The 23,595-nt window shown below is 41.6% G+C and carries 8 protein-coding genes; 2 read left to right on the top strand and 6 right to left on the bottom strand.

Features of this window, described 5'->3' with window-relative positions; translation table 11 throughout:
• Positions 1–380: 380 nt before the first annotated feature.
• The 6 genes from ACT29I_RS02910 to ACT29I_RS02935 all read right to left on the bottom strand — a co-directional run bounded on the left by ACT29I_RS02910 (position 381) and on the right by ACT29I_RS02935 (position 21,349).
• Positions 381–9,434: a CARDB domain-containing protein gene (locus ACT29I_RS02910; RefSeq protein WP_444792663.1), complete on the bottom strand. Its 9,054-nt coding sequence runs from the start codon at positions 9,432–9,434 to the stop codon at positions 381–383.
• Positions 9,434–13,390, bottom strand: coding sequence for a PKD domain-containing protein (locus ACT29I_RS02915; RefSeq protein ID WP_444792664.1), 3,957 nt, complete (start codon positions 13,388–13,390; stop codon positions 9,434–9,436). The genes ACT29I_RS02910 and ACT29I_RS02915 overlap by 1 nt, the downstream gene beginning before the upstream one ends.
• 60 nt (positions 13,391–13,450) lie before the next feature.
• Positions 13,451–17,941 (bottom strand): T9SS type A sorting domain-containing protein, encoded by a 4,491-nt coding sequence (locus ACT29I_RS02920; protein WP_444792665.1) that lies wholly within the window; start codon positions 17,939–17,941, stop codon positions 13,451–13,453.
• 312 nt (positions 17,942–18,253) lie between these two features.
• Positions 18,254–18,934 (bottom strand): pseudouridine synthase, encoded by a 681-nt coding sequence (locus tag ACT29I_RS02925; protein ID WP_430932243.1) that lies wholly within the window; start codon positions 18,932–18,934, stop codon positions 18,254–18,256.
• 154 nt (positions 18,935–19,088) lie between these two features.
• Positions 19,089–20,978, bottom strand: coding sequence for a hypothetical protein (locus tag ACT29I_RS02930; protein ID WP_444792666.1), 1,890 nt, complete (start codon positions 20,976–20,978; stop codon positions 19,089–19,091).
• A 2-nt stretch (positions 20,979–20,980) separates the two neighbouring features.
• Positions 20,981–21,349 (bottom strand): BlaI/MecI/CopY family transcriptional regulator, encoded by a 369-nt coding sequence (locus ACT29I_RS02935; RefSeq protein WP_444792667.1) that lies wholly within the window; start codon positions 21,347–21,349, stop codon positions 20,981–20,983.
• 189 nt (positions 21,350–21,538) lie between these two features.
• On the opposite strand from ACT29I_RS02935, the gene ACT29I_RS02940 reads away from it, so the two are divergent.
• Together ACT29I_RS02940 and ACT29I_RS02945 are read left to right on the top strand one after the other, a co-directional pair.
• Positions 21,539–22,522 carry an oxidoreductase family protein gene (locus tag ACT29I_RS02940; protein ID WP_444792668.1) on the top strand — a complete coding sequence of 328 codons (984 nt, stop codon included), beginning with the start codon at positions 21,539–21,541 and terminating at the stop codon, positions 22,520–22,522.
• Between the two features lie 124 nt (positions 22,523–22,646).
• The gene (locus ACT29I_RS02945) at positions 22,647–23,546 is read left to right on the top strand and encodes a 3'(2'),5'-bisphosphate nucleotidase CysQ family protein (RefSeq protein ID WP_430932247.1); all 900 of its coding nucleotides are present in this window, start codon (positions 22,647–22,649) and stop codon (positions 23,544–23,546) included.
• Positions 23,547–23,595: the final 49 nt, after the last annotated feature.

Raw genomic sequence — 23,595 nt, forward strand, 5'->3', positions numbered from 1 at the left:
TAGAAAACGAAATATGGTATATATTAATCCGAAAATGATGGGTAAATAAAAGATGGAGGGTTTTAATTGATATTCCCTCCATCTCATGGTTAAAATTACGAATCTCATCCTAATAAAAATTCAACCCCTTGGGGGGTGCGGTTCTTATTGTAATTTCCTTTGGGTTTTCTCCTAGGGTAATTCAAATTTTACCACTCCTTGGTTAAATTTAGATGAATTAAGAATCAGTTATAATATTTAGTCTTAGTCCAAATTATAATTTATTACATCCGTAACCATTCATGTTAAACCCCATTCGGGGTTTAACATGAATAACCACGGGTGCCTTGTCCGGTGACAGACGGGAAACCCGTGGGTTCAACCTTTATTGAAAAATTACTTTACGGCGCTATCACCACTTTCTTAGTGAGAACAATATCATCAATAAACACAAGAACACTATACATACCCTGTGATAAATGACTCAAGTCAAGTTCTACAGGAATTCCTTCAACAGGTCCACTTAAATAAACCGAACGCCCACTCATATCAAACACCTGAATTCGTTTAGCATTTCCAAGATCACCAGAAAGATAAACAGTACCCTTGGATGGATTCGGGAACACTTGAATTGAGAATTCATGTAATTGCGCCTTGGCATTTGTCGGAATACTTACAACCACATCCACCTTATCTGTTCTTACTACTTTACCATCGTTAACTGAAAGTATGAAAGTATAGGTATCATTACTCAAGGCTCCTGGCACAGTAAATTCAGGGCTTACCAATGAGGAATCGTTCAACTGGATTCCATCCGGTGCATACCAGCGGTATGTCAACGGATCGTTATCAGGATCCATTGAACCTGAACCATCCAGTTGATACGCACCTGCAGCAGTGATTAACAAATCAACGCCTGCATCGGCCATTGGCTCCCGGTTGGTAGTTTCCAATCGCCATGTAGCCTCAACTACTTTGGCACCTCCTATTCCACTGGTTTGCTTATGTAAACCTCTTATATCCACGGCTATCATATAATTTCCGGATTCAATCGGAAGCAGGTTCAAACCACTCACGCTAAAGATAGAATCAGAAACTTGACCGATAGCGATTCCGGGTAAACTCAACGGTACGTTGTTATATAAAATATCAATTACATCCGTACTGATAGAATTTTCCAGGATATTTCTGGAGAACACAATGTTTATAGGATCGGGATGTGCTTCTGCGGCTTTAGTTGGTACGCCTACCACAACAGCTGTTAAAGGAGCCTCATCCACAAATACCGGAATAGATACGATACTCGGATCTCCCGTGTCATTAACGCTATGGGCCTCAATCTCCATATGCCCTCCGGTAGGAACGGTAAACGGAATGGTGAGCTCACCCGTTGTTGCATTAAGCACAACAGCTAACTGGGTGCGCAAGCCATTATCGTTCAAATAAATCTCAACATCATTTCCATCCTCAGGAACATTCATCACAGCGGAAAGTTCTTTGGTTGAGGTAACGCCATCAGAATCAGAGATTCCCAAATCGGGTACAATACGCAAATTCTCTACCGGAGCCGGAAGATCACGATTCACAGTCCATTCGAACTCATAAGCTTCAACACCCGTCAACCCTGCACTATCAGTGACCTCTTCAACATGAATAATCAAAGTGTAATCACCTTCATAATAGGTCAACAACCTAAATTCAGATATCAGATATTTACTTGGATTCAGTTCATCCAAATGCAATTGCGATAATGGTTGCTGCAGGCCATCTTTCCAAAGTTCAACCTGTTCGAGACTGAAATTGGTGACACCTTCGCTAAACAATACCTCAAGGTTGCTATAATGTTGCCAATCAAATCCTTTAGAAGGATCCGGTCTCACTTCAACTATGGCAGGCAACGTTGTATCTACCTCCCATTGAACTGTTTGCTCAATCAACCCGGCAGTTCCTGCCAAACTCACAATACCCGTTAAATCAACCATCAACTTAATATCTCCATCTTCCGTCATATAATCGGCCAACCCGGACAAGGTGAACAAAGTATCTCCACTAACATGAGCCACCGCCAGATTACCCTCAACCACAACACCATTATTGGTTAAACTGAAGCGATCTGGAATTACCGTTGCAATATCCACCGGAAGATTAAACTCAATATCGAGTTTATTGAATGGAGGACCAGATAAGGTTTCCGGCAATCCTATAAATTGCACGATAGCAGGAGCTCCCAGGAACTGTGTCCACGAAGCATTTTTACCGGCATCTCCGCTAACACCGTTTTGATCATAAATCTCGTTGGCCTGAACGGTCAACACATAATATCCATCGCCAGTTGTTAATGAAGTAAGATCAATCTCAAAACGATAAGGGTCGAGCTGTGTAACACTTACAGACGCATCCATAATATCATTACCTCCTTGAAGCCTCAACGTCAAGTCTTCGTAATTAAACGTTGAACCATCCATCGGTTTGCTGAACGTAACAATGGCTGAAGGAACCTGCTCGGTTACCATGGATGTTGGCAAGCCGGTAATGGACACAATTCTGGGCACACCGCCTACCTTCACCTTCCACGTAATAATATATTCCTCAGTTTCCATAGATGGAATATTATCTACAAAATGAAGTTTATTTTCGTAGACAGGCTCTTTACCATCCGGCAAGGTAACATGGGTCAGCCACATATTATTCAACGGAATTTCCTGACCATCGCTTACCCGTACAATACTTTCAATGGTGAAAGCACCATTGCCCGGATCATTGATCTTCAAATAATTCCATCCAATATGCTCAGGTGAAACATACAGTCTCGATGTACCGGTTGTTGGCAGACCCGTGCTTACTGCGTTTCGGGCTTCTTCCACATCTAGCACAACTTGTCCTTGCGAGATATAAATGGCATCGGGCACTTCATGTGAATCCTGCACCTCGTTCACCAGGAAGTCGTTGATTCCATCATCCTGAGCTCCATATACGCTAATGCTCTTGATCAACTCATGCAATTCGGCACCACTTACCAAACTAAGCTCAGGATTTCCACGGCTGTCTAAATGGGTCAGATGGGCTTCGTAATTGATAAAGTGACCTAACAAGTCCGATGTGAACCACCATTGTCCGATCTTCGTAGACATAGGACCAATATTACCAAACGGTATATCAATCAAACCAAGCTGAGCCGGTTGTCCCTGAAGGTTTGAACCAATCAACTCAAAATGAATGGCCAAACCTTTTTCATTATCAATAATCTCTGGTTGTGAGGATTCCACATTCACGTTTCTTGCCTCACCGAAACCATTATTTTCGATCATCAATGCCAGTTCGGCAGGAACAATAGGCTCAACAATACCCTCAGTCAACGCATCATCGCCCAGTATATCTCGCTGCATAAAGTAATGCAAGGTAAGATCCGGAGATGGATGTACATCCAAGGTAACCGGGAACAAAGGTTTGGTAACCGTTGTGCCTGTAAATGGATCCAAGTACGAGAAGCTTCCTCCGAAAGAATAACTCTTCGGCACTGTTGGAGCTGCACCCCTTTCTGGTATAAACAAGATGGTAGCACTACCTTTTTGACCAGCCCCAAGCACACCTGTTCCATCAATACCGGTCAGGATATCCAAGGCTTTTGTTTCAATCTCAAACAGGTCATTGCTCAACCTTCCGTTTTCGTCTTTAATTTCCAAATCGAGCGAAACCTCTTGCATATCGGTAGTCTCATTTCCGTTGAAAATAGTCAACGTACCCTCAAATGCCTCACGGGTCATCGTCAATCGTTGAGAGATCTTGATGGTTACCGAAGCGCATACACTACCCCGTTTCTCATCAATCTGTTCTTCGATGGTCACCATGCTTTCGTCATACATATCATCGATGGTAGCAAAACCTCTGCCATCGGCATAATCAATCACGGTTTGCACATCGGCATAAGCCTGATTTAATACCGCTTGATCAACAATGTCGGGATATTCGCCATTAGGAGAAGTCACCCCTGCATTCCAAGCTGCAACCGTAGTATTCCATCTGGCTACAAAAACATCAATTTCTTCAGGTGTGATATCAGCTCCATCCATAACATCCTTAATCGTCTGAACCGCACCTGCAGGTATCACAATTTCGCTGTTCAGATAAGGCTCAACGGCGTCAGCAAAGTCACGAATGCTTTCCTTGCTCTTCCAATCCAAAGTTCCGAAATACATGTCCAGATAACTGAACGTGGCATCAATCTGGAACTGAATATACTGCAAGTCGTTTGCTGCCTGTTTAATGATTGGTGGTATTGTACCCGCCTGTACACTCTTCAACGGATAAGCAATACTACCGAAACCACCAGGAGGTCCTCCACCAAACGAGCCGTAACAAGTGATTAAGGCATCCAGTATAGCCAAAGGACAGCCGATAGGTGTAAATCCTAAACCACACATCACGACATCCTTCAACGAGATACCATCGGCAAATGAATATCCACAAGCAAATGCATTTCCATATGGTCCTAAACAACCTATCGCATTAACTGCCAATGCTTCAATACATTCATCGCAACTGGTTGTTGGAGATGAAATTGCAGGTGTATAATCAGACGATGTATAGTCACCGCCTCCACCACCGCGAGAAGGACCATAACCTCCGCCGCCGGGACCCCAGCCCCAGCCGCCGCCAGGACCGCCATCTCCAGAACATACTCTTCCTGTATAACTAAACAAAGCGTTACCTTGTTGCCAACGTCCATTGTCACCACAAATCCACTCATACACAACTACCACATAGTCGGTACAGTTTCCTCCAGCCTGAGCAGCAGCACCAGATTTAAGAGAAGCATCTTTTCGCTTCATGATAACAGGCACCTGAATGGCCTGTTGGGCCAAAAGATCCATAGTGGTATAGTTGGTAATAAATTCATATTCGGGATCGGTAGGCAAAGTCAATTCAACATCATTGGCCGTAATCAATCCTTTGTTTGTTAAGGTAACCGGGAAGGTGTATGTTTCGTCACCAATTAAAGCCGGCATTACCTTAGGCATCTCGATAGTCACCACAGGCACTGGCACATTGGTTTCGAATTCCATGATCAGATCTATCTGGTATTCATCCTCAATCTCGGTAGGTATTACTTCCCAGGTATATGTTATCGCCTGGAAGCTTAAGAAGACGCTTTGTTTATTGGTTCTCCCCGGATCAATCAAAATAATATTCTGATAACCTTCATGTTTATCGGCTTCGACATACAAGCGATAGGATCCTTCAGGGATATCGTTCACTGTAAACAAGCCATCCGTATCGGTAAATCCTTCCGCAATTATTTTTCCGGTAAACGGATGACGGACAACAACCCGCGCATTCTCCACATGCGGAGCCTCATCCGTATAGTAGGTATATTCGTCGATTACATCTACCACCAGGATTCCTGTTTCTTCGGATACAGCTTCAATCCTGTACGGAATGCTCAAATTGTTTCCATTATCAATATTAACCGCAATTCTTCCCGAAATAGGCGTATTCAGCGGAATATCATTGCCTGGCGACAATTGCAGCGTAACCGAAGCAGTATCACCCGACAGAATGGTAGGTAGAGTATCAGGTGTGATCAATGTCATCCATTCAAATTCAGGAATGTCAATGGCTACTTCTCCTGTTTCACCCGCACCATCGTTGTAAATCAAAATTTCGTACAAACGGGATACTCCTTTGGTCATGGTAGTGTTAATACTGGCAGGCAAAGCCTTGATATGTCCGGCTTGTGCCTGACAATAATAGTAGAGTATAAAGTTGTGCTCTACGCCTTCGTCGCTACTTACCTTAACCGGAATCTTAATATAATCATTACCTTCGGTCAGCACGCTTCCCACTATGTTATAGTTAAATTGGGCGGAATTTGAACCGGGCAACACATCAATGGTATCAATTTCCAATTCAAAACCTTCTGGTACATCCTGAGGGGTAAAAATCACATTTGTCAGATCTACATTGCTGAGGTTTTGCATGGTGAGCGTACCCGGGTTATCAACATTCAATAGGATATCCCATATTAGGTACCTGACACCAAGGCGCTTCATACCCAAAATATCGAATTCATCCTGCACATCAGAAAGCCCATGTCCTGGATAACAAGCACCAACAATATAGTGACCCGATGTTCCTGCCAATGGTTCAAAAACAGTGGTGAAATTACCCGACGCGTCGGTAGTTACTTCGATCACTTCCCTGATTCCATTGGCAATCAGATAAACATCCAGAGCAGAATTTGGCTTTGGATTACCACCAACTGTAGTTGCCGAGCCAGTAATCGTGACAGGTTGAGCCGTCACAAACTGTTCCTCAGCAACACTGGCTGTTCCATTATAGCTCGGTACCAATTCAATTTCAACAGGATTTGACTCGTTATTGATATAAACCAACTCTGTATTATTTGATTTAGGATTTACTTTAACGATGATGTTGTATGTACCCGTTGTTTCCGGTGCGGTAACCAGTTCCCAAAATTGGATTGAATCACCCGGTAAAATTGGCATGTCAATATCAAACAGTCCCAGTTCTTCATCGTTATCATCCACCAGTCGGTCATCAGAGAGGTACACTCCAACCTTCACACCTTGAGGGGATTGAGCAAAGCCATTGTTTAACACATCACATTTTACCTCTATCTGCTGTCCGGTGACAATTTCGGTATTTGTTACAACAAGACGCTTGGGTTCTAAATCAGGTTTGTTTTGATCCGTAACAAAAACCCAGCCGATGCCAGGAGAAAAGCCAGCAGCTTCTGCTTTTATGGTAACCTGTTGGTTTCCATCTTCCACATTATCATTAACTGTGGCAATAGTAGCAACCGCCGATACAGAGCCTTGTGGAATAATAATGGTGGCCGGCAATTGTACTTCGGTTGCATCATTGTGCGAAAGCATAACTGTTAGCGGTGAATCAGTTGCCGTATTTCTGGTTACTTTAACTTTTCCGGCATCAGCTCTTCCCTCCGCCATCGATAAAGGATTAAAAGTAACCGACAACGAAGGACCGTCATTGTCGATAATAGCAATCGTGTCAGTAACCACACCTCCATTATCAGCTGTGGTATTACAATTACATGATGACAAGTAGACAGCACCGGTGAGTACAACATTTCTGGTTCCATCCACTAAGCCATTATCAATGGCTCCCAGGTTAAACTTCTTCTCCCCTGTTCCCAAAGGCAAATATATATTATCCGGAAAGAATAATGCGTTAGGAATATTAGTGCTTAATCTTACCCTGACACTCTTGTCTTCCGTATCGGTTTTTCGGACAATAGCCCACGCAGCATATGGCCCACCTGATTCAGAAATTGAATCCGAAAGAATTTCCAGTTCTATTCCAGGTACATCATCGTCAATCACGGTTACGACCCCACTGCCCTGATTCATTCCCGGAGAACTTGCACTGACAGAAACATCAGCGTTTAATTCTGCAACTTGGTCATCTTTCAGGGTAACCTGAACATTGGCAGAAGCCTGATTAGCTGGAATTACCAACTTATTAACAAACTCTAATTGATTACTTTTACTGGCAAACAGGTTAACTGTTACATCTTGATCCGTAACCAAATTTCGGGTAACTGTTAGTGTCAACACGTCGCCTTCCACTCCACTTGGTTTATCAAACGCAACACTTAAAGAAACTACCTCATTATCGTAAACTGAAAAGTTGACAGTTGTGTCGTTATGCGCAGGAGCGTTAGCTGTAATCTGAACATTGCGCGTCCCATCCAATATTTCATTATCTACAACAGATAGATAAAAAATAGCAGAATAGCTACTTGGTTTGATAGTTACAGTTGAAGGAATGGTAATTTGACCTGCCACATCGGTTGATAAACTTACATCCAATGGTGTGGCCGGATTACTGCTTCGCGAAACAATGCACCTTAGTGAAGAAGTAGAATTTTCAACCAAAGAGCTTGTAGGAATCGATAAAAACAACTGGCTTCCAATATTTACAGGTGAGGTGGAAACCAGGGTATTATTACTCGCTCCTCCCGGTTTTTCGATTAAAGCCGCATCCGGGAACAGTTTCACCTCTAAATAAACATCACCAGCGAATGGCAGCGAATTAGGAATCTTAAACTTGGCATTACGCAGAACGCTTGCTCCAGCGTTCAGGTCTGCTTCATATGCATTGGTTCCTGCTAATTGTATCTTCAATCCACTTAGGTTGTTCAGAGATACTTTTTCTGACCAACCACCAATGGCGGGCACCCCCGTATTGTTTTCTACCGTCCAGGAAACCTCAATGCTGTCACCTGGTTGTACAGAAGTTTTGTCCGCAGTAATGTTTGCCAAAGAAATATCCGGTAAAGCTCTAAGGGTAACGTTTAAGGCTTGCGTTTGCCCGGTAGCATTGTTGGTATTGTCAGTTTCCTTAACGTTATTATTAAAATCGGTTAACACAAAAATATAATACGAACCCTCATATTCTGCCGGTAACAGTACTTCCAAGGAATTGGAATAGGAACCATTTCCCGCAACAGTAGTATTGTTTAAAACCCTGCCCAAATACAAATCGGTAGGCTCGTAAGTTTCGTTATCCGAAACATAAACCCTGTCGTACCAGCTGCTTTCAATAGTTGGCCCTGCATTCAGGTTTTGCACGGTGTATTGAACCGTAAAATTGGTAGCTGATTCCACACTTGGCGGAGTGGTGATACCTGAAACTATCAGGTCGGGCAATTCCCTCACCGTAAAGGAATAGGCAGAACTGAGGTCATCATCACAACCATTATAGGAGATGATGCGCCAGTTATAGGTGGTTCCATTCAATAAATTATAAACTGTGGTACTGGTACCTTTTATTCCGGAATAATATGGTGCAGTAGGTTCGGGCTGGCCATCTTCCCACAACAACAATCCATAATGTGTATTCGCGGAAGAACCCTGCCACGAAAAGGTAACCCTATTGTCGGTATTGGGTGCGTTATCCACAGGCAATAACAAATCGGCCACCACCGGAGCCGGACAAAACGCATTAAAAATATCCGGGTTACTTAAATCGGGAACCTCATCCGGAACAAAACTCACAGTTTCCGTTATATCGTATATCTTATCTCCGAATAAATCATAATATTTAAACGTGATGGTCTCCCCCGAAGATTCATTACTGTAGATACGTAATTTATAAACCTTATTGCCGGTTGGCGGAAAGGTCTCCGGTTGTGTTTGAGCGCCCCGTATCTGGTTTCCCATATATGCGATAATGGTTCCGGATTCCAGGAACGATCCGTTCAGATCCACCCGAATCGCATACTCCGAATCATATTCATAGATCCGATTAAATTCATCGACAGACGGTATTGGAGGCAATTTAATGGTAGCATCGACTTGAATGCTCATTAATAAACTGAAGGAAAGCAGAAGCCACTTGCCAACATAACGAATATTAGCAGATAGACTTGAACTTGCCTTTTTCGGAATTGTATAACTATTATTTCCCATTACTTACTGTTTTTAATGAATTTATGCAGATAAACTCCGTTGGTAACGGTAATTTCGATGTAATAGATACCTGTTGGCAATAGCTCGATATTAAGCAGGATGTCCCTACCCAAACCTTCTTGATTCATTACTTTATTGCCAATAGAGTTATAAACAGAAACAAGTAGAATTTCTTCTTCACTATTGATATTAAGATAACCGCTCGCAGGATTAGGGGAAATCCTTATCGATCCTCCTTGTCCATGACCTTTCGTGCCTGTTGTTATTGGCAATACCAGTTGTTCAGGATTCGAAGCGCTTCCAATTATATCGTCTTTAACAAAATCCCTTGAAATAAACATGTCTGCTTCATGCCCTTCACGAACCGATTTAAATTCAATGGTTTCTCCATTATTATTGGCATAATAGGTAAGCACAAAAATGTGTCTTCCCAAATCCGAAACATAGGTTGCCGTGGCTACCCCGCAGAGAACACCATTATTATACGCCCTCAATTGATCATTCACGTTGGTAATCGGTTTTTTGTCCATATCTACAAATTCTCCAACCAGATTAGCAGAATACCTAAAGTCGTTTCCAAAATCGTTGCTGGCAACGGCTTTTTTCATTTGAGCCGATGGAGGGACTGCACCTCCAACCGCCGAGGCATCGTACCTGAGCACTCCGGGATACTGCATATTGATTTTATATCCATGCAGCACTTCCATCGTATTTAAATCGCCAACCCAGCCAGTGCCCGGGAAGTAAATTGCCGCTCCTGCTTCACCTTTTATCAGGATATCGCCAGATGGAATGGACGATGATAAGATTGCATCATTGATGGCTGCGTCTGCATTCAATAGGTATGGCAAACTGTTCCAACCCGAAACCACCGGAATGGATTCCAGTGTAGGATTGATCTCACTTCCTGCAACCTGCCAGGTTCCTGCAGTGGCCTTTTTAAGACGTACTGTCAGATAAGCCGGGAATTCATTCAAATCGCCAAACCAACCGAACCCCGCATAATAAGTGGTGGATGCCACAGGCGACTTCAAATAATCCAGGTTCTCGAATGTCAGGCTCGACATCACATCATTAATTGCCACATTATTCGGCGTAAGCGACAATGAAAGCATGTTCCAGCCGGCTGCAATACTTCTTGATAATGTTGTTTCCGGCACAGTAACACCAACGGTCCAGGTTTTGGATGTTGTTCCGTTTTCTGCTGTCACCACATAAATTTGAGGAACCGAAAAATCCCTGTTAGAACCGTTCGGCGGATTAACGGTAGCCCAGGTTGATAATTCGAAACCAGGCGACAGACTTCTGATATCATATCCATATGGCATATTCAAGGAAACTGTCGCTGCTACTGCATCGATATCTGCCGATAACATATCCGTTAGTGTAACATCAAGGATATCGGCCTCATCACTTAATACATCCGTATTTAAAACAGAAATGATAACTTCATCCGGAATCGAATTACTCTGCCCGTCGTTAACCACCAGGGAGAACGCCAATGCAGAATCAAGTCTCACACTTGGTGCTGTAAAAGTAGGTTGTGCCACTGTGTTGGACGACAAGGTTACTTGCGCTGGTGCTGTCCATAAATATGTGATGTCCTCATTATCAGGATCGGCAGAAAGGGAACCGTCTAACTGAACAGGATCACCTTCGTTCACCGATTGATTTACACCTGCATGAGCAATTGGTATTTTGTTGACATGCTGCACCAGAATATGAACAGTATCGGCCTCTGAATCAACAATTCCATCGTTCACCGTTAATTCAAACTGATAAGTAGTATTGCTTTGAACTTCCGGTGCGATAAAGCTTGGATTAGAACTGCTAGGGTTAAATAGCACTGTACCGTCCAGAGATTGCCAGCTGTAAATTAATGTTTGCCCATCCGCATCAGTTGAACCTGTTCCGTCAAGCACTACGTTGGTTCCTTCAGGATAGGACATATCCGGCCCTGCATTGGCAACAGGTGCTTTGTTCACCTGCAATATGGTAACCGTAACCCATGAGGTATCTGAATTGCTGGTTCCGTCATTGGTAACCAGGCTAAATTGGTAGTTAGTATTCTGATTCACCTCAGGAGCCAGGAACGATGGGTTGACAATATTTGGATCATCCAAGGTTATTCCCTGTGGCGCTCCCCATTCATAGGTAAAGGGGTCTCCATCATTATCGTAGGAACCTGAACCATCCAATTGCACAGTGCTGTTTTCATTAACCGAAAAGTTAGCACCTGCATCAGCTACCGGTCGATACGTTGCCTGTGCAACACGGGTAACAACGCCGTTGGCCAACACCGAGTTTATATTCCCCTCATTGAAACTGAATCCGTTAAAACTAACAGGAGTATTGGATAAAATATTCAGATCGTTCTTTATCCTGAACAACAGATAAAACAGGTTACCTGATGAGATCGGAGAAGTGCTGGCACCTGCAAGATTAACGGCATTTGCAGCCATTGTGGTTTCTATTAACATACCCGGATCGGCACCTTCCACTCCTACAAAGTCCAAATAAGCACTTTGATAGGTGATAGTGCCTTCAAAGCTGAAAATATTTCTTCCGGCAGGTAATTGTGAAGAACTGACTGCAACACGTGTATCACTGTCCAGGTCTCCATCTGTATTATTAATGGTTAATGTATGATCGTTAACCGTAAAAACACCCGATGTGGTTGAAGCACCTATATTATCCGTCACCGAAACGGCAACCTGTCCCCCGCTTAATCCGGTAAACACTCCCGAAGCATCAACCGAAGCTACGTTGTTATCGGAAACCGTGAAATTATATGGAGGTGTTCCGTTACTCACCGATAGGTTTATAGTTCCACCCCACATTAACGATCCTGAATTAGGAGCAATGGCAATATTAGGTAATGTATTTACCAATAGATTATTGTTGGTATTAAATGATAACAGATTCTCGTTAAATACCGTGCTAGTATAAGTAATAGATTTGTTCCCCGGCGTAATCCCAAGCATAGGGACATAGACCAACACACCGCTTCCGGTGACAGGTGTTCCCGAAGCAAAGGAAATAGCAAGTCGGTCCGTCATCCTTTTTTCAAATGAAAGCGAATAGTCTCCTTGCTGCAATGCCGCTTCGGAAGGCACGAGGCCTCCTGAATACGATATTTCCACAGTACCGGAATACACCTGTGTACCCGGTGCCACTTCAATTAAGATGGGCAACAACACGGTTTGTGTAGGAAACACGGAAATACCACTTTGAAAACTCATGCGGATAGCCCTGACATCGAACACCCCGGTAGAATAATTTATTTCAGCGTTGGCATCTGTAACAAAAGTTCTTGTTACACCAGGTCCGACCCCTCTCAAGGTGTTATTATCGATAATTTGGACAACTGCAGAGTTTTCTGTATCGAATACGTACGGTGCCAATCCACCGCTGGCCGAGATGCCAATTTCATCCCCCACAAACAGTTGACCGCTGTCCGGTGTTATATTCGGAAATGAGCGTTGCGACGCATTGATCAAACCACTGGTGTAAGCAGCAGTTGGAGATCCCTCGTTCAGGTAACTCTGGCTTGCATTAAAACCAATGTAAGCGCCTCCATATCTCAATGACCGGAATTTTAGATAGATCATATCGCCTGTACCCACCATCGCATCGGCACCGGCACCGGCCAATCGAAGGTTCCCTGCAGAAGTTAGGTTTACTTCCGGCAATCCCCAGCCCGGCAACATACTTCCCACCGATTCTACCTCTAAAAACTCAAAATAAGAAGTATGATAGGTAATATGAAACCGATACGCAAAAACATCTTCACCAGTTAGATCGCTATCTGCCCGTATCGCAACAACAAAAGTATCCCGTTCCTCTATACTTAAGTTTTCGATACTAAAATTTAAAGTCTGTGCATTAGAGCTTATGCCCAGGAATAAAATTATCCCCATTAGCAGCAGCCTTATATTTTTGTAATTAGTGTCCATAGCTATAATTTTAAGAAGGAAGGGAAGCTGTTAAAGCAACCCGCCTTCAGTGATTACTATTTACTTAACCGAAATTTTTTGCGTTACGGTAAAATCCTTGTTTCTGATAGTAATCAGATAAATACCGGAACTTAACGGTAAGTTAAAGCTATGTTGACCTGATCCAATATCTTCTATAACAAATTGGTGTACAGCAGAACCTCCCATATCGGTTATGGTAACCGTTGAATTAGGCAATGCGATGCTAGATGAAACATCCATGAACAGAAGACTATTGGCATAGTACATATTAATATCGTCGATTCCATAATTCAAATCGACGCCTGTTGAAACAGGTGAAATAACCTCGATTTCGAATGGCGTATCGGAGATTATTTCGTTGGCTGAAGCTCTTAGAAGCTCAATATACGAGCTTGAAATATCGTTTCCAATTCTCTCAAACTTCAATGTCAATACAGTCTGATTCAAATTCAAGCTGTGGGCAGATGCCATAGAAACGGCAATATCTCCGGTCGAATCGTCGTAACCATTCGCAAGCATTGTTCCGCCTGGTAATTCGGTTGATTCCACAGCGCGCAGTTTGATATGGGCAGGATTAGAAGTCAACTTTAAATCAACTGCCTTAACTGACTCAGGAGCAGAAAGCTGTAGTGCTATATCAAACACAGAAGAGGAAACTTCAACATCTGTACCGCTAATATGCAGTCCGCTTGAAGGCCCGGCAGACTTTAAACCTGCGGCTGGCGGAGGAATATTGTTGAAATCGGTAATAAGTCCTATTGAATATTGCAATATCAAAGAAGCATCGTAGCTGGAAACGGTAGCATCTCCGGATACATCTGCGACACTAAGCGGTGTTGGATCCAAAGTTATATTGCCCACAGTATGCTGCAGAACCAACGAAGCATCGTAAGGTTTAATTTCACCGTTCATACTTACGTCACCCAGGACAGGGCTTCCCAGTATAGAATTCCATGGGGTGAAGGTCACTCCATCGGAAACAGCCTTACCCAAGCCTGTTGGATTTAGCGTTGCGTGATAAGGCCCGGTAGGATCACCCCACCAACTATTGGGAACATCAATCACATTGGCGGATGTAATATTGTACACGGATAATCCATTATTGGGATCAAAGTTTATAAAATCGCAATTACTAATAGAAGGCTGAGAGGTATTACGCGATACCACAGCGTAGAAATTACTGTCGAACAAGCAGTCGGTAACAGTTGGGGAAGAGTTATCGCACGTTATGGCTCCCCAACTATTTCCCCCCGCACTGTATGTTGCATTTTTAATGACACAATGCTCCATTATGCACTCTGCATCTATGGCCTCATTATAGAAGTAAATACCATACCAATGTGTTCTGCCCGGCAAACTAGCATCTCCATCATTATAAGTATCCCCTCCGTAAAAATCGTCGGTATTGGCTGTAAACACCACCTTTTCACCTGCTGTTCCCAGGGCAATCAATCCCTTATAAACTCTTAAAGAACCATATTGGACAAATTTAAATACCACTCCGGGATCAAGGGTAACAATTGAACCGGTGCCAATGGTATAGGTTCCCATGATGTATGGAATATTATTGATTCCGGCAAAGGACTGTTTACTCACAGTAACATCCTGCGTTTGGGTTTCGTCTACGATTCTAATTCCTCTGCCGGTTGTTCCGGAAATAACGTTTCCGCTATGAACTGCCGGGAATGAAGCCAACGAAGTGCTCAGCGGATAAGCAATATTGTTAAATACATTGTTGTTAACCGTAGGGCTACTCAGACCAGACAGTAAAATCCCACTTCGATTAAACTGCTCGAAACGAGTATTTTGAATTGTGGGAGAAGCATTATAACACTTAATTGGAATATCTTCACTATATCTGAAAATGGCATAATTTATTGTGCTATTATCATCACTGCCATCATAATAGTATATGTGCGAACCTCTCTCATATTGGGTTCCTAGTCCATTACCTTCCAAATCCTTCGGCTTACCATAAGTATCATCCTGATAAGAAGTGAACACTACAGGATTGGTAGCTGTTCCCTGAATGTCCAATCGGCCGTTAACATACCATCTTCTATCTGCATTAGACTTAAAGGTTAATCCTGCCGGAATAATCAGATGATCGTTAACTGTCATATGTTCATCGATGATGTACGTGGCAGTATCAATACCTGCAAAACTTCTAACCGGAACTGTCCCGGTTACCGCTTGACCCCGAAGACTAATTCCAATCCTAGGTACATTGGCTACCGTATTACCCGAGAAAGTGGGGTCGGCAAACATATCCATGTAAATAGGATTGCTATTTAAATTATAAAACTGACAGTTTGTTACAGATGGGTTGGCACTGCCAAAAATTCGCATACCGTTAATGGAAGAAAAATTCATCAGTACGGATTCCATGTCCACAAAACAGTCGGTAGTGGTGATACCATAATATAAATAACGAACTTCGCAATGAGCCAATTGGTTAATATTATCGAGAGAAGCGTTTCGGAAATCAATACCATACCAGTTTCCCGCCGCGGGAGCACTGCTGGTTCCATTTAAATTGGTATCGCCAGCAGCAGAGTCATCATGAATAGAAGTAAACACAATTTTTTCGGCTGGGGTACCCATAGCAGACAGACCTCCGTTAACGACCAAATTAGCCCACTGCTGAAATTTAATAACTGTTCCGGGAGCCATATTACAAATCGCATTGGCCGGTATAGTCTTTTCGTTTTCAATTACATAGGCTACATTCGTATATCCTGCAAAATCCATGGGCTCCAAGGTAACCGTGTCCGTGGCAAAGCCAACAATCTGTATACCATTCATATTGGCATTGGCCAGCGTGTTACTAATGAGTACCGGACTGCCTTCGTTGACATATCTGCTAACGGGATAACTATTTATATCTTCAAAATGATTGTTGACAATTTGCGCATTTTCTGCAAAATAGACTGCCCGGTAACTATTGCTTAGTTTTGAGTTAGTTAGAACGTTATTATTTCGAACATAAACCCCATAATTGCTTGAACTGTATCCAATATATCTAAGCAGCCAGTTATCCATTGTTGAAAGCGCTTCACTGTTCAGGTGGATTCTTCCAGCTGAAGACGGACTGAGCGCTGCACCGCTTCCATTATTATTGGTATCAGCTGGATTACCATAAGCATCGTCGGCTTGGGCCGTAAACACAATAGGTTCTTCCGCAGTTCCCACCCCTGTTAAAGTACCATTGGCATAAATATTATAACTGCTGCTTACGTTTTTTATAACAATACCCGGATCAATCGTTAAAGATCCCGTTTCGGTAATGGTAACGTTGGTCAGTAATAAGTAGGTAATGTTTTCAATACCTACAAAATCGAGTTGCCGCAAATGCCCATTATGAACCACATTATTACCCAGAATACCCACGGCTCTGGCTTCTGTATTATTAAAATATAAGGTATCGTTGTTGAACGTGGGTTCCGCATTAAGGTCGACCGCTATGTTATAAGCCGTTGATCCTGTTTGATTAGATACACCAAAAGAATTGTTGGAGAAAGCAGGAAAGCTTCGTCCATGAACTTCCAGGTTGTAAGCATTATTTCTAAAATTACAACTATCAACCGTTGGTGACGCATCAAAAATTGACATAGCACAATAAGAACGGCTATTATATGCCGCATTATCAAAAATACAGTTCCTAAATATGCAGTCTAAATCAATGGCTGTATTGTTAATATTGAATCCCCGCCAGTAAGTATATCCCGAACGAGTCGTAAATACAATTGGATTGTTTTCTTCACCAATAGCATTAATCCTTCCATTAACACTTATATAGGCACTGCTGTGTCCTTGAAGTTGAACTCCGGGCTCAATATTCAGCTGTCCGGATTCTGTGATCCTGAGTTCCGAATCAAAATAATAAGGGATATCAAGGTTGTACATCGTAAACTCCTCATCGATATCCCTGAAATTCAGATAAATGAAATCATTGGTATTTCCTGTTAGTGTTACATTGGGGCCAACCGTAAAATTCCCCCCGTTGGTATCCCTAAAATATATCGGATAAGGTGTTCCGGATATGGAGGTGTTTTCGAGATGAACCGTACCTGCCGAATAAATATCCAAACCATAGACACTAAAATTCTGGAGGGTGCAATTAACCAAACTCATTGAACCTTTCCGGACATGCATCTGGCGAGCGTATTCAATGGTACAACCATCCATGTTAACATCTCCGAACTCAGCATATCCTGAATAACTGACATAAATACCGTCGTAATATCCTGGAGAAGGAGTCGCTGTATTTGCTGTAAAAGTTACTCCCGTAGCATTCAGGGTTCCCCTCACATGAAAATAGAGATTACTTCCCATCCGTATTTCAACACCGGATTCGATAGTTAATGTTATTCCCGGATTAACGGTTACATTGCTAATGATATTATAAGGGCTGTTGGCCAGGGTAAGGGTAGTATTAGCCGAAACGGTACCACCGAAATCCGCTGCTCTAGTTTGTCCCGAAATCAAAAAAAAGAATAAAATGACAATCAGGGTAAAAGTATGTTTCATAACGGAAGGATTTAATTGTTAAACAACAAAAGAGAAAGTAGTCTCATTATCCTTAATTTCTTAGTTTATATACAAAAAGTCAAGTAAATCAAGATTAGATTAGGCTTACTTTTGATATATCAACATAAATCAATGTTAAACACACATTGAATTGTGTTAATAAGAAATTTAGCGTACGAATATATATGTATATCAGAACATTAGCCCCATTTATTCAAAAATATAAAGTATAGTTTTAACAGGGATTTTACAGGGTTACCTCCATACATACCGTTGAATCCGCAATATGCATTAGAACATGCACAATGCGGGTTAAACCAACTCCAAAACCTTTATCATTTCTTTAAAAGTCTCAAACATTTCCGCCTTAATAAACAATGGTTCTTTCGTTATAGGATGCGTTAATTTCAGTTCACTTGCATGCAGCATCATGGTAGTCATACCCCAACGCTCTTTGAACAGTTTGTTTTGCTTGTTACAACCATGGGGGCGGTCGCCAATAATTGGATGACGCAAATGGTTCAGATGCTTACGGATTTGATGCATCCTACCTGTTTTAGGATAGGCTTCAATTAGAGAGTAACGCGAAGTAATGAACTTACCAAAGGGGATATCTAATTCAGACCTTCTTAATGTTTTAAAAACGGTAATGGCTTCTTGTGTTTTGCCACGGTCGTTGGTCAGTGGGTAGTCAACCGATATTTCATCAGGGAAATAACCCCGAACTATCGCCAAATATTTCTTTTGTGTTTCATCGCTTTCAAAAACAGCTTGCAATTTACTGGCCACTTCGCCAGCAAATGCGAATACCAGTATGCCCGAGGTTTTTCGGTCCAAACGATGGATGGGGAAAACTTTTCTACGGAGTTGGTCACGGACTAACTGCAAGGCAAACTCTTCTGCATCTGCAGCTATCCGACTACGATGCACCAACAATCCGTGAGGTTTATTGATAGCCACAAAATACTCGTCCTGATAAACGATTTCTAACATATTTGCCAGCATTAATGAACGATCAAAGGTATTATTTCTCGTAGATGAACGCAAAGCAAAAGGCGGTGTTCCGCAGATTTATTTTCCTGCGAGGTTTTGTGTTTTTATCAGCGAAACTTCGCGAGAACATCAGCATGACTTTGCGAGCGTTTCATTATTTTTTAGTGGTAATCTTTACAACCCCATGCCTGGCCTTGTTTCCGTATTCTTCTTTTGCTTTTTCCCCCTTTAGCACTTCTACTTTATCTATTTTCTCAGGATCCAGTATATTAACTTCTTTTTGCGATACTATTTTACCATCTATCATATATAATAGCTTGTCATTAACCTGGCTATTCTTTTTAGATTTATCCATTGGCAATTTCTCATGTGCATGAATGATGTACTTTTCTTTTTTGTACTTATTGATATGTTCTACATCATCACCTTTTAAAGTAATTATCATTACCCCATCTTTGGCTTTTTCTCCATATATCTTAACTGCTGATGCATCTTTAAGAACCGAAATACTCTCAAATGAAGAAGGATCATAACCATTCAAATCTGATACAGTTTTTTCTTCTCCGTTAATAATCACTAAAAGAGATTCGCCCATTTTCCCTTTATCAAGCTTAACAAGAGGGTGATTTGCATGAATGTTTTTGGCTTTTCGAACCTGTACTTCCACGTTGGCTGAATCTCCATTGAACTCCTTTTTCTTCACTATGATAACATCGTTCTTACCCTTATCGCCATATAACTTCTCCGCTTCATCATCTTTGATAACAATAACCTCCTCAACATTTTCAGCCTCTATATGATTCAACACTTCAACCGTAGTTTCCTCTCCATTGATAATTACAAGTGGCGGCTGACCTGCTTTGGCGACTTTAAAATCCACATCGCCATGTAATCCCAATTTATTATTGCCATGTATCACAATACTATCCGAAGCAGTAAAGCCATATACACTAACAACTTCGTCTGTACTATTTTCTACTTCAACATCTTTACAAGAATCTACTTCTAAGGTTTTAACAACTCTTACTTTTACTTGTTTGACAGAATCTATTGCAGCGTCTGCATCATTAAAAACCTTAACAAACACTTTTGATGGGTCTTCAGTAAGTGGTTTGTCCTGAATATTATATCTATCCACAGCTGTTTTTTCCGGATTGGTAAAAGCAGAAACGCCTGCCAACAGCAAAACAAATACCGGTATTAATTTTAATCTATTCAGAATATGATTTGACTTATTTTTATTCATCATGATAATTCTTTTTTTGGTAAAACTACCGTTAAAACTATTCACCAAATGCAAACAGGGATTAGCCGATAACAAGTTCACCAACAAGTATTGGTATTTACTGGGTTCATTCATTTTTTTAAGCATGCTGCTGTCAACACAATATTCATGGTTCTGAGCAATTAACTTTCGTAACCACCATGCAAAAGGGTTCCACCACTGAAATAACAACACCAGTTCGGCTAACACAATATCTATAGAATGTAACTGTTTACAATGTGCAGATTCATGCTCCAAAATCAATTGATAATCTTTTTGGCGTTCAATTTCTTTTGGTGCATAAATGGTTCTGAAAAAAGAAAAGGGAACAATGGAAACGTTTTTAAGTAGTCTCAGTCTTACGTCTTTATAATTACTTTTAATGGAATTGTTTCTGAGTTTTAAAACAGAAAAACAGCCTATTGCCAACTTCATCAATAACACTAATGCTACCAATGCAAATAGTACCCATTGAACAGTTTGCCAATGCATTGTTTTAGCTTGGACAGCTGGCAAAACGCCTGGGTTAACAACATAATTAGTGATTACAAATTCTTGTATTGGGGTATTTTGAACAAACTGCTCTTTTCCAAAGAAAAACTCTTTTAACTGAACCGGCATAGCCATCAACGGCACTATCCATGGTACAATAAGGTTACCAAGCAACCAGGCACGGTTTCGTTGAAACAAAGTATCTCTGGATAAAAACAACAGATATATCAGTGCCATCAGTGCCAATACGCCGCCTACTTTAAGCTGAAACTCAAAAAACGCAGTCATTACTATTCTTTTTTCTTTTCAATAAGATCTATGAGTTCTTTTAAATCATCCACATTAAGTTTCTCTTCTTTAACAAAAAAGGAAACCACATTTTTATAAGATGATTCAAAATAATCGGACACTACGTTTTTAACAAACGTTTTACGGTATTCTTCTTTGGTAACCGCAGGATAGTATTCATGTGTATTTCCATAAGGTTTATGCGAAACATATCCTTTATCCTCCAAGCCTCTGATTATAGTACTGAACGTATTATAATGCGGTTTTGGTTCTGGATGCTCTGCCAGCAAATCCTTAACAAAGCCCTTTCCTGCTTTCCAAAGAATCTTCATCACATCTTCCTCGCGTTTTGTGATTTTTTGTAAGCTCATTATTTAATTTTTTGTACCATGAATAATGTTGACAAAACAAATGTAACTATTTTTTTCGTTTTGAAAACTATTTTTTTCGTTACTATGGTTTTACTTGATAATATCATGGCTCCCCGCCTGCCGGTGGGTAACCACAACATTAAGACAATTCTATTTAGTATATTATCTTTGTGCATTCAAAACTTAAACATGAATCAACATTATAAAGATATAACACTTCTGGCCACTGGAGCTAGCGACTTACATGTTCTGGAAGAAATACAAAGCCTTTGGAGCGGCTATGGAAGCATAGTACGAATAGGATTAGAAAACTGTAACTTGAAAAGTGTGGTTGCGAAGCATGTTAAAATGCCCAACAAGAAAAAACATCCCCGAGGTTGGAATACGGATTACTCGCATCTCCGCAAGGTAAAATCGTATGAAGTGGAAACGGCATGGTACCAAAACTTTGCCAGCAAGTGCAACTTCAACTGTAAGGTTCCTCAAATCTATACCATAGAATCTAAAAACCATGAAGTTTTTATGCTAATGGAAGATTTGGATGCCTCCGGTTTCGGTGAAAGGCTAACAACCGTTTCGTGGCAGGAGGTAGAAACTTGCTTAAGCTGGCTGGCTCATTTCCACGCTACTTTTTTAAACGAAAAACCTGAGGGACTATGGGAAATTGGAACCTATTGGCATTTGGACACCCGCCCCGACGAGCTAGAGATCATGGGTGATCAGGTTTTAAAAGATGCTGCTCCCCTAATAGATGAAAAGCTAAACGGGGCGAAATACCTGACATTCGTACATGGCGATGCCAAACTGGCTAACTTTTGTTTTTCTGAAGATGGCAAACAAGTAGCAGCAGTTGATTTTCAGTATGTGGGTGGCGGTTGTGGAATGAAAGACGTAGCCTACTTTATTGGTAGCTGCATGTACGAGGACGATTGCGAGAAGTACGAACAGCGGGTGCTGGATTTTTATTTTAAAGAGCTGCTAATTGCGCTGAAAAACAATGGTAAAATGGTTGACTTTGAAGAACTGGAAAATGAGTGGCGTGCGTTATACCCTGTCGCCTGGACCGATTTTCACCGTTTCCTGAAAGGGTGGAGCCCCGGACATTGGAAAATCAACAGTTATAGCGAAAGGATAAGCAGGCTGGTGCTAGAAGGCCTAAGCACCAAGCGATGAGAACTGAAAAAAGAGGTCGCATTACGACAACAGTTCACAGTAAGAGAAGTTAGTCCTAAGTAGTAATCAGTATTCCGTTTAAACCGACTATGAACTCCCATTAATAATTATTACCGAGTGCGCAATGAATTTATCTGAGCAAGACTTAAATACACTTTGCAATACTGCTATCCTTGCGGCAAAAGAAGCCGGCGAGTTGATTTCTACGTATGCCCACAGAGAGGTAAAAGTAAACCGGAAACCTGTTGAATCCGGCCTCCATAAAGTTTCCGGCGGCACAAGTTTAGCTTCGCAGGTGGTTACCGAGGTGGACATAAAAAGCCAGGAGCTTATCCTAAGACACCTTACCCCTACAATAAAAAAATACAACCTAGGCTTGTTGACGGAAGAAGCTACCGACGATAAGTCCCGTTTCGAGAAGGATCAATTCTGGTGTATCGATCCCTTGGATGGAACCTTATCTTTTACCGAAGGCAAGGATGGTTATTCCGTTTCCATAGCGCTGGTTTCAAAAGATGGCGACCCACTCATCGGTGTTGTTTTTGATCCCGTTAAAAAGAATCTTTATCATGCCACAAAAGGAACCGGAGCATTCAAAAACAACCAAAAGTTAGCTCTAAACAATTCTTCAGGAATTTTTTCGTTTATCACAGACAGGAGTTTTACCAAACACAAAAAATTTGATGAAATAAAAGCAAAATTAGAACAATATAGCCAATCCATTGGTTGTGTTGAATTCAAGTGTATCAACCACGGTGGAGCAGCGATGAATTCTATTTGGGTAATGGAAAACAGTCCCTCTTGTTACTTCAAGCTCCCCAAAAAAGAAGTCGGAGGAGGCAGTATTTGGGACTTTGCCGCAACTACATGTATTTTTACTGAACTAGGGTTAATAGCAGGTGACTTCAAAGGTCAACCACTTGATTTAAATTCGAACGAATCTACTTTTATGAACCAGCATGGCGTTCTCTTTTCTTCCGATAAATCAATTGCCAATTTTATCATGAATACGATCAATAAATAAAATCAACCTCATTGACTAACTGTAAATATTTATTTTCAGAATATAATAC

Source organism: Saccharicrinis sp. GN24d3, assembly GCF_052400645.1.
Lineage (GTDB): Bacteria > Bacteroidota > Bacteroidia > Bacteroidales > Marinilabiliaceae > Saccharicrinis.

Coding starts and splice junctions, on each gene's coding strand:
- ACT29I_RS02930 (WP_444792666.1), bottom strand. CDS start 20,978: ATGACTGCGTTTTTTGAGTTTCAGCTTAAAGTAGGCGGCGTATTGGCA.
- ACT29I_RS02925 (WP_430932243.1), bottom strand. CDS start 18,934: ATGTTAGAAATCGTTTATCAGGACGAGTATTTTGTGGCTATCAATAAA.
- ACT29I_RS02935 (WP_444792667.1), bottom strand. CDS start 21,349: ATGAGCTTACAAAAAATCACAAAACGCGAGGAAGATGTGATGAAGATT.
- ACT29I_RS02915 (WP_444792664.1), bottom strand. CDS start 13,390: ATGGACACTAATTACAAAAATATAAGGCTGCTGCTAATGGGGATAATT.
- ACT29I_RS02920 (WP_444792665.1), bottom strand. CDS start 17,941: ATGAAACATACTTTTACCCTGATTGTCATTTTATTCTTTTTTTTGATT.
- ACT29I_RS02910 (WP_444792663.1), bottom strand. CDS start 9,434: ATGGGAAATAATAGTTATACAATTCCGAAAAAGGCAAGTTCAAGTCTA.
- ACT29I_RS02945 (WP_430932247.1), top strand. CDS start 22,647: ATGAATTTATCTGAGCAAGACTTAAATACACTTTGCAATACTGCTATC.
- ACT29I_RS02940 (WP_444792668.1), top strand. CDS start 21,539: ATGAATCAACATTATAAAGATATAACACTTCTGGCCACTGGAGCTAGC.